General features: G+C 66.2%; 7 protein-coding genes and 1 pseudogene. 2 read left to right on the forward strand and 6 right to left on the reverse strand.

Annotation, left to right across the window (positions count from 1 at the left end; all coding sequences use genetic code 11):
* The 5 genes and pseudogenes from C8263_RS18120 to C8263_RS19115 form a co-directional block, all read right to left on the reverse strand.
* Positions 1 to 90, reverse strand: a pseudogene (locus C8263_RS18120) (IS6 family transposase); the annotation flags it as partial.
* 371 nt (positions 91 to 461) lie between these two features.
* Positions 462 to 5,942, reverse strand: coding sequence for a DEAD/DEAH box helicase (locus C8263_RS18125; protein WP_158263857.1), 5,481 nt, complete (start codon positions 5,940 to 5,942; stop codon positions 462 to 464).
* Positions 5,939 to 7,222, reverse strand: coding sequence for a hypothetical protein (locus C8263_RS19415; RefSeq protein ID WP_158263858.1), 1,284 nt, complete (start codon positions 7,220 to 7,222; stop codon positions 5,939 to 5,941). Before C8263_RS19415 ends, C8263_RS18125 begins: the two co-directional genes overlap by 4 nt.
* Positions 7,219 to 8,997, reverse strand: a complete 1,779-nt coding sequence (locus tag C8263_RS18130; RefSeq protein ID WP_146160781.1) for a hypothetical protein — start codon at positions 8,995 to 8,997, stop codon at positions 7,219 to 7,221. Before C8263_RS18130 ends, C8263_RS19415 begins: the two co-directional genes overlap by 4 nt.
* A 130-nt stretch (positions 8,998 to 9,127) precedes the next feature.
* Positions 9,128 to 9,994 carry a hypothetical protein gene (locus tag C8263_RS19115; RefSeq protein ID WP_146160782.1) on the reverse strand — a complete coding sequence of 289 codons (867 nt, stop codon included), beginning with the start codon at positions 9,992 to 9,994 and terminating at the stop codon, positions 9,128 to 9,130.
* A gap of 340 nt (positions 9,995 to 10,334) precedes the next feature.
* Between C8263_RS19115 and C8263_RS18140 the strand changes: the two genes are divergently transcribed.
* Positions 10,335 to 12,524: an ATP-binding domain-containing protein gene (locus C8263_RS18140; RefSeq protein WP_107139527.1), complete on the forward strand. Its 2,190-nt coding sequence runs from the start codon at positions 10,335 to 10,337 to the stop codon at positions 12,522 to 12,524.
* A 79-nt stretch (positions 12,525 to 12,603) separates the two neighbouring features.
* On the opposite strand, the gene C8263_RS18145 is transcribed toward C8263_RS18140, so the two are convergent.
* Entirely contained in the window at positions 12,604 to 13,461 is an 858-nt protein-coding gene (locus C8263_RS18145; RefSeq protein ID WP_107139528.1) for a protein NO VEIN domain-containing protein, read from the reverse strand.
* Between the two features lie 910 nt (positions 13,462 to 14,371).
* Between C8263_RS18145 and C8263_RS18155 the strand changes: the two genes are divergently transcribed.
* A complete protein-coding gene (locus C8263_RS18155) occupies positions 14,372 to 15,598 on the forward strand; it encodes a hypothetical protein (RefSeq protein ID WP_146160783.1) in 1,227 nt (408 codons plus the stop codon).
* Positions 15,599 to 16,068: the final 470 nt, after the last annotated feature.

Raw genomic sequence — 16,068 nt, forward strand, 5'->3', positions numbered from 1 at the left:
CTGGCTGAGGGGGAAGCGGTGGTAGAGCCGCAGGGCATACCCAATGACACTCAGCGGGAATCGATGTCGATAGGGCTTCCGGTCAGTCACAGCTCGGCAGCCTATCAGCGTTAAGTTGCCAGAACCGTTTTGAGGGCCTCCTGCCAGGTCCGTAAACGATGCCCTGGAGCAGGCCGCCTGGCGACGTTTCAGCTCTTCTCTCCGCTTCTTCAGCCGTACGTTCTCGGCTTTAGGGGCTCTGCCATCAGCTGGTCAATCTGCTTGGCCTGCTTCCGAATGAGCTCCAGGAGACCACATCCTTGATACCCTCGGCCTGCTCGACTTCCTCGGGCTCTATGTCGATCTTCTGCAGTCATCAGCCAGACGTTTGAGGCGCCGGGTGGTCTTGGGCGCCTCAGAGCTGCATGGATAGAAGTCGTTTGTCCGTCCTGGAATGACCTAAGTTCTGTAGGGCCTATTTTTCACAGTGCGTCCGACGGCCGGCGCAACAGCATAAACGGGTTGGTGATGCGCGGTCGGTCGGCGGAATGGGGAGTAACGATCTGGAGGGCCGCTTGAACGTCAGGGTGTTCTTCCGTCCAAAGCGGATGACTGACGATGAGCGTTTTCCCTCTGTGCTTACCACGCCCTGTAAAGACGGGGAGCGGAGACGCTTTTTCCAAGGGCACAAACAAGAGTTGCTGGAGGCTGCTGAGGATAGGGGAGTCTTTTTTGGACACCAGCGCTTCCCAGTGGCTGCCGGTGAACGGCAGCTCCGGCCGACCGCGCAGGAGGGCAGCCATGTCCAGGGCAAGGCGCCAATCGAGAAGCGGGTGGAAGGAGAGGTTCGTGTAGTCGCGCAGGCAGCGGGCACAACTTGTATCGCAGGACAAGGCATGCTCCGCCCAGATGCCGCCCAGATCCTGGCCAAGACGGCTCAGCAGTTCGGTGAAGTGTTCAGGAACCGCGAGGTGTGTGGCGTACCCGGCGCCGTTCTCCAGTCGGTCGCTCAGGAACGCCTGCGCCTGCGCCTCTTCTCCCCGTCGCGTGACGTAGATGCCACCGTCGAGCTCGCCAGGTTCGATGTCGAGCATCACAGAGGCGGCATTCCTCAGCGCGAACGCCAGGCTGTACCACGCTGCGCGCCCTTCCACCTGCGCCGGCGGAGCGTCGTGATGGGCTGGAAACGCCTGCATCCCGATCCGCAGCGTGTCTGTCCGGCGCCGCGCGAGAAGGGCTATTCGCTTGCCCCGGGCATTCCTGTGTGCAGCTGGCGTTGGTTCGGTGCTCACCCGATACGCCCCGCTCAGGGCCATGTTGGCTTCTGGTACGAAGTCGAACCCACCCCGGCCGCTGTAGTCGTTGAAGGTCAGGATCTCGCCGGGTTCCCCTTCGATATTGCTGGCCAACACCGCGTTCTTGACACTGACGGTGGGACCTTCCTCCGTCACCGCCATGGTCGGCCGGGTGGTCCAACCGCGAATCTCGAAGAAGCCGTTGTAGTCGCGCGGCTCGCCGGTCGTGTAGAAGTGGCGTGGCTCACGGGCGTCCATCACCCGCAGGTTCGTCTCCCCGCACGTCGGGCATTCGACGGTACTCCGCTCCTGCCCGGCGAGCTCTGCGGATTCATGGACGGCCCTGCAGGTGCGGCACACGCCGAGCGGCTGGGGGTTGTCCTGACCCAATGGCGGGTAGAGCCCGGGACTCACGCGGGCCAGACCGCGTGGGCTCGGGTGCAGGTTCGCGACCCCTACAGACGTATGCACGCGCTTGTCCCGGACCACTTCCGCGCCAGGTGCGAACGAACTGATGGCCTGCTCCAGGTCCCGGTCGACGGTGGCGCGGGGCGGGAAGTTCTGCCCTCTGATGCGGGTCAGGGGGTCCAGGTAGAGCAGCCGCGTGCGGGTGGGGAAGCCGAACATCGGCAGTAAGCCCGCGTAAGCGAGACGTTCACTCAGCGCGTCCTGCACGTACCGTTCGTCCCCTGCGATGCGGTCGATTCGTTCGGGCAACCGCTCCAGATCCCGCAGGGTCTGCTGAACGCGGGCCTCGCTCAACCGGGTGCCCGCCGTCAACTGCTGGGTGAGGGCATGGATGCGCGCCTGCCCTTCTTCCGAGGTCAGGAACCGCTCCAGGGCCGCGCGCCGTTCCGGCAGTTCCAGCCAGGCCTGCGCCGTACCGAATTCACCGTGTACGCTGTCGCGCTCGGCTTCCTCTGGCGTCTGTGCCCCAAGGGCTTCGCGCAGCACCTCCTTGATCAGCACCCGCTGAAAGATCGTGACGCTTGCGACGTCCACGTACGGTGGAGGCGGCGCGTCCCCAGTCATCGCTTCCGGGTGCTGGTAGTAGTACAGGTCGTGGCTGCGGCCGCGGCACAGCGTGACGGCGAGGCTCATGCCCGCACCGCGCCGGCCCGCACGGCCCACGCGCTGCTGATAGTTGAAGCGACGGGGCGGCATGTTGCTCATCATCACGGCGTTCAGGCTGCCGATGTCCACGCCGGCCTCCATGGTCGTAGTGACGCTCAGCAGGTCCACGCCGTTCGCCTGGGGATTCTCGCCTTTCAGGAACACGTCCTGGAAGTGCCGTTGCCGCCGGGTCCGGGCATCTGCATCGGTCTGGCCTGTTAGCTCCTCGGCGTTGAGCCGGAAGGACGTGCCCGACTCGCGCGCGAGGTACGTGTAGTAGTCGTGTGTGGCGTCCTGCGGCGTCCGTGCTTCTTCTCGGGCCACGTTGCCACCGCAGTGGATGCACCGCCCACCCGCCGCATGCAGATAATGGGCGCGGCACTTCCCGCAGCGGTAGCTGCTGCCCTCCCCCTGGCCCACCAGGACGAGGTTGTCCGCCCGCAGGATGGCGCTCGTCCCGCTGGGTTCGGTGTACCCGCCCCGCTGAAGGAGACCCGTGACGCTGTCCTCGTCCTGGCCCAGCAGTTCGAGATAATCGCGCACGGGCCGGGGCAGGGCCGTCACGTCACCCGCTTCCACGAACTCCGAGTCAGCGTACAGGCGTTTGACGCCCAGGTAACGCACGATGGCGTCCGTGGCTTCCTGAACGGAAACGGAGCTTCCCTCCAGCGGCGCGTGAATCCGGCCCTGACCGATGCTTTCCAGCGTCCGCACCTGATGGGTGAACAGCACCATCATGATTTCCGCGAGCAGCAGGTCCCCGAGGGTGCGGGCATGGTCCTTCGCGTTCTGCTGGTTGCGCACGGACACACCGTCACGGGCCCAATTGAACGCCATGTACCAGGGCTGCTCGTCGACGTTGCCTTCCTTGTAGGACAGGGCCCGCATGGTGTTCCCACCTGGGCAGATGCCGAGTTCGAGCAGTCGGTTGAAGACCGTCTCCCGGAGTTGTCCGAGCGGCACCCGCGCTGGGTACTGGGAGAGAAGGTCCAGCAGGTCCTTACGCTGGTTCTCGGGCAGCGGGTGACCCATTAGGAAGAGCGTGAGGGCCATGGCCGCCATCGGCGTGGCTCCAAAGCGCACTGCTCTGTCCTCATCGTCTGGGAGTAAGTCCCGCGTGGCCCGCTCGGCAAGAGCTGGGTTGACCTCTTTGAGGAGCTTTAGCGCCTTCTCTTGATCGTGGGCCCTGTGAAAGTTGGACCTCACAGCCGCTTCCAGGTCCTGGCTGGATTCCTGGAGAGCCGCGAGCAGCGTCACGCGCACCATGTCGCGGTAATGGTCGCGCTCCATTCCGGCCGCGAGCCGCGCGGCGTCTTGCCGGCTGTCGCTGAACACGACGAGCTTGCGGTTCTCCCTGTCCACCTCGCGCATGAGCGTGCTGGCGACGACCTGAGCGGCCTTCTGAAAGCCGGTGCGGTGGTGGCGGATGGGGGTGGGCAGGACTTTGCGCCGGCGGTAGTCCGTGTCGCAGCACGGGCAGACGGGCGGGAAGGCGCTCTCGTTGTTCGCGTCTCCAACCTGCGCGCTCTGGACGGTGTACTGCCAGACAGGCTGCAGGTCATCTGCTGGCGTCACCTGCCGGACCTGCGCCGCGGCGTACACCTTGCCGGTGGCGCGTTCGAGGTAGGCAGCCTGCCAGCGCCGTGTTCGACGCTGCCAGTCGTACGAGGGGGTTTCAGGCTTTGCCTTCTCATGGCTCTCGACCGGCCAGAGGACCGCGTACCGGGCGTACGTCCGGCTGTCAAGTTGATCCGGGGCCCCTTCGAGGTCCGTGTGGTCGGCGCTCAGCAGCGTCTCCCCGCTGTCCTTGCGGTGGTGCCCGCCGAGGAAGACTTCCCCGCAGACCTCGCAGACCATCAGGTCAAGCACGCGTGAGCCGCAGTCGCAGGTGAGGCGGTGCGTGTCGTGTAGCTTGCCGACCGGCGCGTCCGTCTCGCGCTCGCCACGGCCGCAGTCCGGGCGGGTACACACCCAGAGGTTCTGCACGTTCTGGAAGAAGAGGTGCGAGCGCACCGGTTGCAGGGCCGTTCCACCCGAGAGCTTTGCGGTCGCGAGCGCCATCAGCGTGCCGCGCAGGGGCCGCAGGTCATCCGTGCCGTACAGGCGCCGGCTCAACTCCTGCACGCCCGTGGCCCGCACGCTCCGCAGGGCCGGATCGTAACAGGCGGCCCGCAGGGCCTCAGGGACGCCCACCTGCTCCAGCGCCTGGGTCAGCCCGCCGGGGCCGCCGCCCAGCGCGCGCGTGAGGGCCGCCTGCGCGTCCTCGGACACGGTCACCGGGCCGGACTCCAGCAGCTCGGCCGGGTGCGCTTCCGCGAGGGCGGTGAACGCCTCCCGATGCGGCGTGAGGTCCACGGCCTTCTGCGGGGCGCTGGCGGGCGTGCCGATGATCTGGAAGCGTCCCGGATCCCGGCCGAAGAACTCGCTGAGGAAAGCGCGGCCCTTCTCGCTTTCGTCGAGGCTGGCGGACGTGGCGAGGATGCGCAGCTGCGGACTGTCCGGCGTGAGGCCGAGCCGCTCGAACAGCAGCCGCAGGATGTAGGCGACTTCCGTGCCGGGCGTGCCTCGGTACGCGTGGAGTTCGTCCACCACGAGGTGGAACACGTGGCGCTCGTCCGCCGCGAGCCACTCGCGGGTCTGCCGGAACATGCCCTGCTCCAGGGCCCGCATCAGCATGATGTTGAGCATCGAGTAGTTGGTAATGAGCAGGTCCGGCGGCGTGTCCTGCGCGTCCCAGCGGCTCCAGATCTCGCCGCCGTCCATCCGCGGGAAGTGGTACTCAGACCCGTCACCGCGCTGCTGCAGTTCCCGGCTCACCTCGTTCCACTCGTCGGCACGTTCTTTCAGGCGCTCGCGCAGCCGCTCGACCCGTTTCGGGTCCCGCCCGCCCGGCAGCGGCGCGAGGCCGGTGTACCGTCCGAACGTGATGCGGTTGCCGTGCCGTGCCTGGTCGAGCCAGCGGGTGACTTCAGGACTGTCGAGCACCGAGCGCAAGCGGCGCAGCTGGTCCTCGACGAGGGCGTTGAGCGGGTAGAGCACCAGCGCCCGGATCGCGTGCGGCCGGGTGACGTGACCCCACTGCGGAACGCGGTCGCCGCTGGAGGTCCACCACGCCCGGCCTGCGGGTGCGGGGCCCGGTGGCGTCCAGGTCCCGCTGTCGGCCGCCAGGGCAGCGAACAAGGGCAACATGAACGACTCCGTCTTGCCGGAGCCTGTTCCGGTGGTGACGACGACGTCCTGGCCCGCCACACTGGCCTGCAGGGCCTCCAGCTGGTGCTGGTAGAGGGTACGGTCCCCGGGAAACAGGGGAGAAGCGAGCGTGGCCAGGTCCGCGTACGCTGCGGGCAGGGTTGCGGCCGCCTGCGCGAGCGTGCAGTCGCTGCTGGGATAGGTGGCCACCGGCTCAATGAGTGGCGGCTGCGCCAGCACACCCGGGCGTTCCAGCAGCGCGCGACGTTCCGCGTCCAGCGTGGGGTAGCGCAGTGGAAACGCACTTTCCACGTACAGTCGGTAGATTCGCTCCAGGCGCTCCTGAATGCCCAGGGCGTCGTTCACGCCGCCACCTCGTGCGTCACCAGCCGGACCTGCAGGAGCGCCGCGAGCCGCGCGGCCACTACAGGCGACACGTTCTGGTACACCAGCCAGCGGTCGCGCTCGGTTGGCATCAGGCCGCTGCACAGCACCAGGGCGCGCTCGTACAGTTCGGGCGGCCGCTGATCTGCTGGCAGGGCCAGCTGGCGGCTGTCAGGGTCGTACTGCCCGTCGACCAGCAGCTCGGCTTCACTCAGCGTGAGGTAGCGCAGGCCGTACCAGTCACCCCGCCGCCAGTCTGTGCCCCCGCCATGCAGCAGGGTGAGGGTGCGCCCCCCCTCCGCCGTTACCTCGTACAGACCCGGCTCTCCAGTCAGCGGTCCTGGCCGGAAGGTCAGGCCGTCGAACCTGGCGAAATGGTGCCGCACAGCGCTGATGCCTCCGACCAGCGGCAGGCCGCGGCGGAACTCGGCCAGCGTCGGGAGCCGCTCAGTGAGGGCGAGCGCGGGATCGGTGATGACGGAAAGTCCGTGATCGTCTGCGGCCTGCACGCGCGCAGGCGCGTCCAGCTGCAGGTCCGGCTGGCCGCCCGAATGCGGAGCGCGGGCACCAGTCAGGTAGCGCAGGGGCTCATCGCCGGGACGCGTCACCTCCACCACTGTCTCTGGCGTGACGCTCCAGCGGTCTCCGTCGCCGCTCACCTCCAGGTGACCCAGCAGCCGCAGGGTGCGGGCCAATCGGCGGGACGCGTCACCCACGCCCAGCGCAGCGCACGCCGAGTGGAAGGTGCTCCAGGCGCCGCCGCCCAGCGCGCTGAGGTACCACAGGAGGCGTTCGGCCGCCACGCCGAGGGTGCCCGGGCCGACCTCTGGCTCCGCCCGGAACGGGTCGTCCGCCTGCTCCTGGCGCAGCACTCGGTACGTGATGCACTGCCCGAGCGCCTTCATCTTGAGTTCGCCGCTCACCATCGTCCGGATCGTCTCAAGGTCGTATGGTCCGCCCGCGCCAAACTTGAGGAACGGGCACTCTTCGAGTGTCTCCCGGATATCGTCCGGCAGCACACCCTCATAATCCGTCTCGAGCGTCAGAAAGAAGTAGAACTCTCCTTTCGGGCGGCGCTCGACCCGCAGGCCGCACACCGTGTCTGTCAGCCGGCGGCTCTGGACGTACCGCGAGAGCCCTTCAATCAGCGTGTCGGCCTTGCCTCGCCCGCTGTAGCCCTGATACCACTGCACTTTCCCGTGGTGCTTCCGCGCCTCCTGCCCCCGCAGCTGCCCGATGTCCATGCGTCCCTGACCCGTCATGCCGTTCCTCCGCTCTTCAGCTGCGCGCCGGTCAGCCGGTACGCTTCACCGCTGGCCTGCCATTCCTTCGTGACTGTGCCGAGCAGGCTCGCGCTGGGTGCCGGCAACTCAGCCCAGTCCAGCAGCTTCACCAGCCGGACCTGACCCTGCCCCCTTGCTTCGGCGGACAGCTCGTAGTCTCCCGCTCCAGCCCACGGCACGTTCACGGGCTTGTTCGGTTCAACCGTCTCCGCGAACAGGGTCACGCCGTCCTTGCTGACCGTGAGGAACGCCTCGGCGAAAAAGGCGTGGACGGTCGGGACGGGAGGTGCGTCGGCCAGCCACGCGCCCAGTTGTGGAACCCGCAGTCCACTGCCCACGCCGATCGAGATCCCGCTGGCGGGCCGCAGGGCGTCGAGCAACTCCCGCGATTTGACCGGGCCCACATCCGACCAGTGGTTGGCGGTCACCATGACGCCCGTGAACTCCGTCCAGCCTCCCTCCCAGGGCTGCTCGGTCTCCCACTGCATCAGGCCCTGCTCCCGGAAGGAGAGGAGGTCTTCACGCAGCTCCCGCCGGACCAGCAGCAGGAAGTGCTCTCCGACGGTCGGCCGCCCCAGGGAGGCGAACGCCCCCGCATTGTCCGGATCGGCGCGCAGCGTCCAGAAGGAGCGGGCCGGCAGGGACAAGGCGTCAAGCTGCGGATGGCCCGTCAAGGGCACCTGGAGGCCGGCCTCCAGGTGCGTGGGTGTCACCTCGCCGAGCGGCGCGTAGTACCCGGGCCGTTCGACCAGCAAGGTTTGAGGACCGTCCGGCAGGCTCAGTTGAATGTCAAGCAGCTTCAGTCCGCGCGGTTGCCGGGGAAACAGCGTGTATTGCACCTCTCCAGTCCGCCAGTGTTCAGAGCGGTAGAGTCCAGCCTGCAGGTGCCGGCTCAGGACACGGTGCGCTGCGCTGCGCGCGTCATGTCCGTCTTCGTGCCTCCGTTCCTGCCACTCTCGGTACACCTCGGCGACCGCGTGCTGCACGTCCTCCGCCGCTAGACCGTGACGGCCCAGAAGGGTACGCACGTGCGCGGGCAGGAAGTCCTCGTGGCGCAGGAAACTGACGAGCAGCTCCGGATCGGGGTCCGTGCCCCAGTGCCGACCCTCGAACACCTGGAACAGCCGGCGCTTTTCCGGCTCGCGGATCAGTGTCTGACTGACCGCGTACCCCACGTACTTCCAGGCACCCTTGCCGCCCGAAGCGGTCGGCAGGTACCCGCGGGAGCGCAGGTATGCCGCCCACACCTGCCAGAGCGGCTCTTCACCTTCGGCGCCGGTGCTCATGTGCTTGGGACGTTTGATCTGCCCGTTGGTGGGCTCGGTGCCCAGCGCGTCGTTCAGGCGCGTGAAGTAGTCGCGTTCACTGATGCTCTGCTCCGCGTCGCTGTCCATACGCGCCGCGACAAGCACCAGGACGCCCAGGAACGCGGCGCCTTGTGGCCGACCCTGCTTGTCAAGTCCCCGCACCATTTCCGGGAACACGCAGCCGTCCTTGACCAGCGCCGTCCGGACGGCGGCGAGGTAGTCGGCCGACCAGTCGAGCTGTGGGGCCTCGCCCCAGAACTGCTCTCCGATCTGCTGCAGGGTGCGGTCGCTGACATTGAGGTAGATGGTGCTGCCGACGGGCGCGCCGTAGGTAAAGAATTCGATCAGCGCATCGTTCCATTGTCTGTACGTAGGCAAAGCGCGCCCCCTCTCGGATATTGGAGTTAAAACTGAAATCGCTTTCGTTTCTAGTGCGTTGATCGTCACAATCTTCTTGCAGAGCGTCACAGGTTCCGACCTTCAGTCGGCGCTGACCGGTCATGTGGGAAGCGCGAACGCTCCACGGGTTTCCGCGCACTCCAAACTTGTCGGGCCCTTTGTGCGCCTCAACCGTGATTCACAGCTCCGGCTCGACGGCCAGAAAGGTCTGGAACGACTGCCGGCTCCACCACACCGTGCTGTTCCGCCAGGACTGTTTGGCGTCGCGGCTCAGGTACTCCATGCGGAACTGCACGGCGTTGAAGTCAGGGTCACGCCCTTCGGGATCGTCGATGTAGTTGGAGGACCAGCCTTCTTGCGGCTTGATGGTGACCTGCCGCTCAAGTTCATCCACCTTCAGGCGAATCAGGGCCCGCGCGTAGACCTCTCCCACCGCCTGGCCGCCCTCATCCGAGGCGAAGCACGTGGCCTTGAGCATGTAGAGGTTGCTGGGCACATCATCGGCCGGGCAGGAAATGACCCGGAGGACGCCGTCCTGCGTCAGGGCCACTTTCAGGCGCTCGAGGATACGGCCGGCACTGGCCTCTTTGTTGCGTTGCTCGAAGCGGGTTTCCATTGCCGTCGTGAATTCCAGCACCTTGAAACACCCGACCGGGAGGGTCACGCCAGCGATCAGCAGGCCGCCGAAGACCAGCGCAGCTTTCTCGATGGGCATGCCGCTTGGGCGCGCCGGCCGGGGAGGCCCCGCCGAGACTGAAAGGCTGGGTGCCGGTTCAGCTGCCGTGCCAGGTGGGGGAGACGCCGTCCGGTTCCGCCAGAGTGGGAACCCGACGGCCCAGACCGCGCCCAGGGCCGCCAGGGCCATGGCGACGTAGCCTGACGTCCTGATCGTGTCCAGGAGGCGCGCAATGCTCGCCGCAGCCTCCGGATCACCATTGTCGTTGAAGCCGCCGATGAACAGCACGGCAAACCAGGCGATCGTGAGGGCCGGCAGGGCCAGAAGACCAAGGACGGTTACTAGGCACCCGGCGGGATGAACACGCATGACCGCACGGTACGGCATGGGTGGGCGGCCATGAACCGCATGTCAGCACCATCCTCGCGGGCGGTGGTACAGGCGGGCGCAGTTGCCCCACTGCACTTCAGCGCTTTTCCTGCCTGGTCTGGTCCCTCATGGTGCAACTGTGAGAGTCGAGGGACCAGACCTGTGAGTTCCTACCTTGACCGTCACACCTCTGGGCGCGTGAAGCCAGGCCACGACTCATCAGGTGTTCCGCCCACTGGCCACACCGTGAACGACCAGCGCCGGAAGGCACAGGTCACAGCCCGGCCCACGCGGCAGGTATGGCCTGCGGCCGCAGGCAAAACCGGGCATACTGCGCCCAATGGCCGAATTTCTGCAGACCGAAGCCTTCCATCTCGCCGGTGAGCAGGGCGAGCAGCGGGTCTTCGAGGCCGTGAAAGCCGCCTTTCAGGACCGTGAGGCGCTGGGCTGGTGGCGCTACCCGCTGGTCAGCGAGACGACCGTCCGCGAGCCGGACATTCTGGTGATCGATCCGGAGTTGGGCGTGATCGTCATTGAGGTCAAAAGCCTCCACTTGCCTGACATCGCGGCCGTCAGCGGCTACCGCTGGCAGTTGGCCCGTCCGTACTTCGGGAAAACCGAGATCAATCCCTACGAGCAGGCCAAGGCTCAGCTGCAGGTGATCATGCGCACCCTGCGCGGCCGGCCGGGCCTCGACCGCGTGCCGGGGCGGGTGATCGTGGCCACGCCGCTGATTACCCGTGACGAGTGGGACGACGCGCCATTCAACACCCTCATCGGCGACACGCCCCTCTTGCACGGCGATCAGCTCACGCCCGCCCGCCTGATGAAGGCCCTGGAACGCACGCCCCTTGTCGCGCAGGGCCAGCCGCTCGATGAGGCGCAGTGGGCCGCGCTGCAGCGCGCATTCGGCACGAGTGGCAATATTCCGAAACCGAAGGGGGAACCGGCCCCAGCCGCGCCCCAGACCCGCTCAGCCCTGGTGCAGGCGGTGCGCGCAGCTGAGCGGCCCCTGGACCTCCAGCAGGAACGCATTGCCAAGACCGTACCGCCCGGTCCGCAGCGCATCCGTGGCCTCGCTGGGAGCGGCAAGACTGTTCTGCTGGCCCAGAAGGCCGCCAACATGCACCTCAAGCATCCAGAGTGGGGCATCGCCCTGGTGTTTTTCAGCCGCTCGCTCTACGACCAGATCACCGGGCAGGTGGATCACTGGCTGCGCCTGCATTCGGGTGGGGACACCCGGCTCGCGGACGCCAAGCACAAGCTGCGCATTCTGCACGCCTGGGGCTCCCGGGACCAGCCGGGCTTCTACCGGGTGCTGGCGGACCACGCGGGCATCCGGCCGCTCACGGTCGCGGAGACGCCGTACGGGTACCAGGCGGCCAAGAACCTCATCTACTGCGCCCATGACCTGCTGCAGAAGGCCGAGGATCAGCAGGCCAGTCTGGAGTTTTTCGACGCCATCCTGATCGATGAGGGGCAAGACCTCGTGACGGAAGCGCCGGAACTGCGGTATGCCGAGCGACAGGCGTTCTATTGGCTCGCGCACCGCGCGCTGCGGCCGGTCCCGGCCGAACCCACCCTCTTCGAGCTGGACACGCCAGCGCCCGCCCTCAAGCGCCTGATCTGGGCGTACGACGAGGCGCAGAGCCTCGACAGCCTGATGATTCCGAACACGAAGACCCTGTTCGGGGATTCCTGGCAGGACGTGTTCGGGTCCGGCGCCACATACAAGGGCGGCATCGGGAAGTCCGAAGTGATGCGCGTGTCGTACCGCACGCCAGGGCCGATCCTGGTGGCGGCACACGCGCTGGGGATGGGCCTGCTGCGCGCGGGCGGCATGCTGTCCGGCCCGACCCGCAAGGAAGACTGGGACCGCCTGGGCTACGAGGTGCAGGGCCGCTTCAACAGCAAGGAGCCCGTGACGCTGCACCGGCCGGCGGCGAACAGTCCGCATCCTCTGCAGACACTGACGGGCGAGCCCCTGGTGACGTTCGAACATCACCCGGACCGGGAGGCGGAAGTGGCCTCACTGGTGCGCCAGATCCAGAGGGATCTGCACGAAGGGCTGGCGCCCTCCCGCCAGATCCTGGTGATCACCGTGGGGCGCTGGGCCGTGGACGTGCAGGGCGCCGCTGCAGGGGCGCTGCGCCGGGCGGGCATTCCGTATTACGTGCCGGCCGCGAGTGGCGTGAACCGGCAGGGGGACAACAAGGAGCCGAACCGCTTCTGGCATGACGGGGCCGTCACAGTGACCACCGTGCACCGGGCGAAGGGGAACGAGGCGGACGTGGTGTACGTGCTGGGACTGGATCAGGTGGGGCTCGACGAGCAGGACCTCGCGGTGCGCAACCAACTGTTCACGGCGATGAGCCGCAGCCGGGGTTGGCTGCACCTGTCGGGCGCGGGCATGGCGGGCACGCCGTTCGAGCAGGAGGTCAGGGCGGTGCTGGCATCAGGTGACACGCTGCGCTTCGTGCCCCACGTGCCGCGGCGGCGCACCGACGATGAAGACGTTTTTCTTTCCTGAACACCATTGTCATAGCGCCTATGACTGAATTTCGTCAGTCACGGCACACTGAAAGGCTGACAACTGCAGGGAAGAGCGCTTACTCGGCGAAGCCGACGCGCCAGGTCTCAGGGGCAAAGTGCAGGGCGTCACTGAGCGGAGGCGCAAGGATAAACATCGCCTGATCCGGGCGCCCGAACGCGTACACGCGGCAGAGACGGTACGTGCGTTGAAGGTTCTCAGCAACGCGCTTTTCGTTCCGGGTCATGAAGAAGGGTGTACGGGCTGAGCCGCGTGTGGTCTTCACTTCCAACTGCCGCTCTTCCCCTACAGGCGTAAACGACCGGATGTCGTACCCCAGGCCGTCCCCATGAACTTTCGAGGACCACTCGACTTCACGGGCGAGGTCGTCTCGTCCAGCGGCGATGAGCGTCTGGCGTTCGTGGGTAATCACCAGACGCTCACCCGCTTCGCCGAGCGTGCGATTGCGCAAGTCACGCTCCAGAGGGTCGAACTTCTGGACGAGCCGCTGGAGCTCCGGTGGGACGGCTGCGGCCCGGCGTGCGGGCACTTCCACGATTCGCAGATCGTCGACCGCCTTGGGAACGGTATCGATGATTGCACTGACCTGTGCGGCTCTGCGGTGAAGGTACCGCTGCACGGCAGGAACCAGGTCCGCTTGGAAGTGCGTGGCAGGAAGGTACCCGTGAACCCAAGGCATCCCGAGCGCTTCCAGGACCGCGGAAATGTTACGGCGCTTGAACTCGAGGGCCCCTTTGGACCGCTGAATCACGGCTCCCACGGTCCGGTTGTGCGCCGCTTTGTTGAATGGTCTTCCCTGGGTCTCCAGGGCCAGCATGGTGAAGTAGTCTGCGACAAGCTCGTCCAGTTCATGATCGGCCCAGGGCTGGTGGCTTGGCACGCCCTCAGCATGTCCTGTTCTCAGGGCCTTGTCCATCGCGATTCCTCGTCGAGCTTGCAGCGTCAGGCTGGAAGGCCCTGGACATGTTGAAGGCGCCTTCGTCGTGGAATCACTCTGGTCACCACGGCCCAATCGGATTCGTGGCCGGGGCAGTCATGGGATGAGCATTCATCAGCTCAAGGGCAGCAAAAGGATAGGCCTAGGGACGTGGTGGGCCTGGATACGTGAGCCGCCAGAGAGGGCAAGGACCAGTTGTGTCAGCACCACTGTGTTGCCGCCATATTCATGGGCCCTCTACGGCTGCGCTCTACTCCTGACGTATGGAGACTCAGGCGCCATCCTTCCACGAAGTCTTCTCGTCTGCGGTCAGCCAAATCGTTCCCACAGAGCCCGCGGTCCTCGATCATCTGCGGGATGCTCGCCACTTCCTCGATGCCCTCGCGCGGCAAGCTGAGCAGCTGGGGCAGACGGAACGGCCAGCAAACTCGCTGAGCCGGCACTGGCAGTAAAGTGTTGGCTCTGCTCCCCTCGGGTTGGCGCAGCTACCAGGCGGAGGGCATCGTGACCGCCAGCGCAGTGAAGGCTGTGCTGGAACGGGCTCAGCGCTTGTCTTAGGCCCGGACCCGACACTTCTCTATGCGGGTTCCTCGTTGTGGCCGCAGGTAATGATAGCCAGGACCACCGGCCTTCATCCGTAGGCGTTCCACTTCTATCAGCGCGGCTCGCGCAGCTGATGTGCGCCGGACACTGCGTGGCTGGTGGGGCAATGGTACTGTGCATGTGTACTGTGTGAGCCAGCATTTCCTTCAGCCAGGACTGCCAGGATCCTGGAGCTGCCGCTTCATTCCGCATCCAGGAGACCCGCCCCCTTGATTCCCCTGACTTGTTTCACGGTAAAGGTGTCGCCCTGTGCTCGGGTGACCTGCATCTCCTCACCGGGGCCACGGTGACGCCACGGCTGCTGCAGCAAGCGCGGCTGCTGATTCCTTTTACGGCGCGCATGTCCAAAGGGCAGATCCGGCGTGGCCAGGTGTGTCACCTCGTAGGCTACATCCTGTACGCGTCGCGCAACGCGTGCAATTTGTGTTACACCGACGCCAAGGCCGAGCGTCAGGTCGTGATTGAGGTCGGCGGCAAGACGCTGCACTCGGGACTCAACTGCTTCGAGGACGTCTCGGGCATCACGGCCAAGCAGCTGGAGATGGCCGTCAAGGGCCACCTGGGCGTCGCCATGCGCCTGCGTAACCTCTCAAGCGACGGCTTCAAGGACGAGAGCGCGATGCTGAGTCACATCGAAGGGCTGCTGCATCTGGTGGCCTCCCCAGCCGAGCGCGCTCACATGACCGACGAACTGAGGCGCCTGAGGAAGGCCAATCACTTCATGCCGCGCGATCTGCGCTGGCTCGAGGACGTCTTGGATCTGTTGGCGCTGCTGCAGCTGGCCCACAGAGATTGGCCGGCGTACGCCCGGATGATCGACGCGGTTTTTGGCGAGCCGGGCAAGCGTGCAGAGGAGGCCCGCAACAGGCTGACCCGCGTCCTGCTGAGCAACCCCGCGAAGTTGACGGTCTCACAGGCCACCGAGTTGCGCCGGGCCATGCGTGTATTGCTCGAGTTCACGCCCCCCGTGCATTTCACGCCGGCCGTGGTGCCCTGGTCCTTTCCGGACCGTGAGGCGTACCTGGCTGGACTCGCCGCCCATTACCGGCAGCAGGCTGAAGCCGGGCACATCTCAGCCGGCGGCCGGCTTCAGCTGCAGCACGATCTCGTTCATCAGGGACAGCGCCGACCAACGGCGGCAGACCTGCTGACCAACCTGGGCGTTCCGTGCATTCTCGCGGTCTACGAGCACCCCACCATTGAGGCGCTGGACCTGTTCGGGTTCCAGGGGCTTCGTCTGATCGAACGTGGCAATCTGCTGCCGCGCGGCGCGATGGACGAGCAGGTCTACGTCGCTTCGGCGGTGCACGAAGCAGTGGTTCGCACTGACCCCGAGCGGCGCAGAACCAGCAACAGCGGCGTCACCCATCCGCCAGGACCGGGCGACACGACCAGCGTGCCCTTCCGGGCCGCGGCGCTCTGGCGCCCGGATGCCTGGTGCCCGGTCTACACCCTGTGGCACCAGCATGGGCGCGAGCGCCTGCTGACCTTTCCTGCTCTCACCCAGGCCTGAGCACCTCGACGAGTGCAGTGGCAGCGTGGTGGAGTCCAGGCTACGGCTGACATACAGGCGGGCCCAACCCTGGACCGGGGCAGACCCTGGGGCCCGGCGTGCCGGGCAGACGCATCTGATCGGACGGCTCTTCTGTGAAGCATGTCGGCTCGACGCTCCGGGACTCACCGGTCCAACATCATGGCGTATACGACCGTGTGGATAACGTGCCGGTGATTGGCGTGAATTCCACGCCTCACGGCGAAATTATTGGTGACGGCAAAAGTACGAGTTGACCCGTCTGACTCTCGCATTGTCCTGGAGTGATAACCAGGGCTCCAGCGCACCACCAACCCATGCAGACCTCAGTACCCGACACTTTCCGGCAGGGCTTGAAAAATTTCGGCTGACACGCGAGAACAGGACGCGTCACCCGATGTCCTCGCCAAGCTGACGCGCTGCTTCACCGCGCATTTTCCAGAGTTCCGCAA

Source organism: Deinococcus arcticus (genome assembly GCF_003028415.1).
Classification (GTDB): Bacteria; Deinococcota; Deinococci; order Deinococcales; family Deinococcaceae; genus Deinococcus; species Deinococcus arcticus.

Excerpts from the sequence above, each read along its gene's own strand:
- C8263_RS19415 (WP_158263858.1), bottom strand. The coding sequence starts at position 7,222 with ATGACGGGTCAGGGACGCATGGACATCGGGCAGCTGCGGGGGCAGGAG.
- C8263_RS19115 (WP_146160782.1), bottom strand. The coding sequence starts at position 9,994 with ATGCGTGTTCATCCCGCCGGGTGCCTAGTAACCGTCCTTGGTCTTCTG.
- C8263_RS18140 (WP_107139527.1), top strand. The coding sequence starts at position 10,335 with ATGGCCGAATTTCTGCAGACCGAAGCCTTCCATCTCGCCGGTGAGCAG.
- C8263_RS18145 (WP_107139528.1), bottom strand. The coding sequence starts at position 13,461 with ATGGACAAGGCCCTGAGAACAGGACATGCTGAGGGCGTGCCAAGCCAC.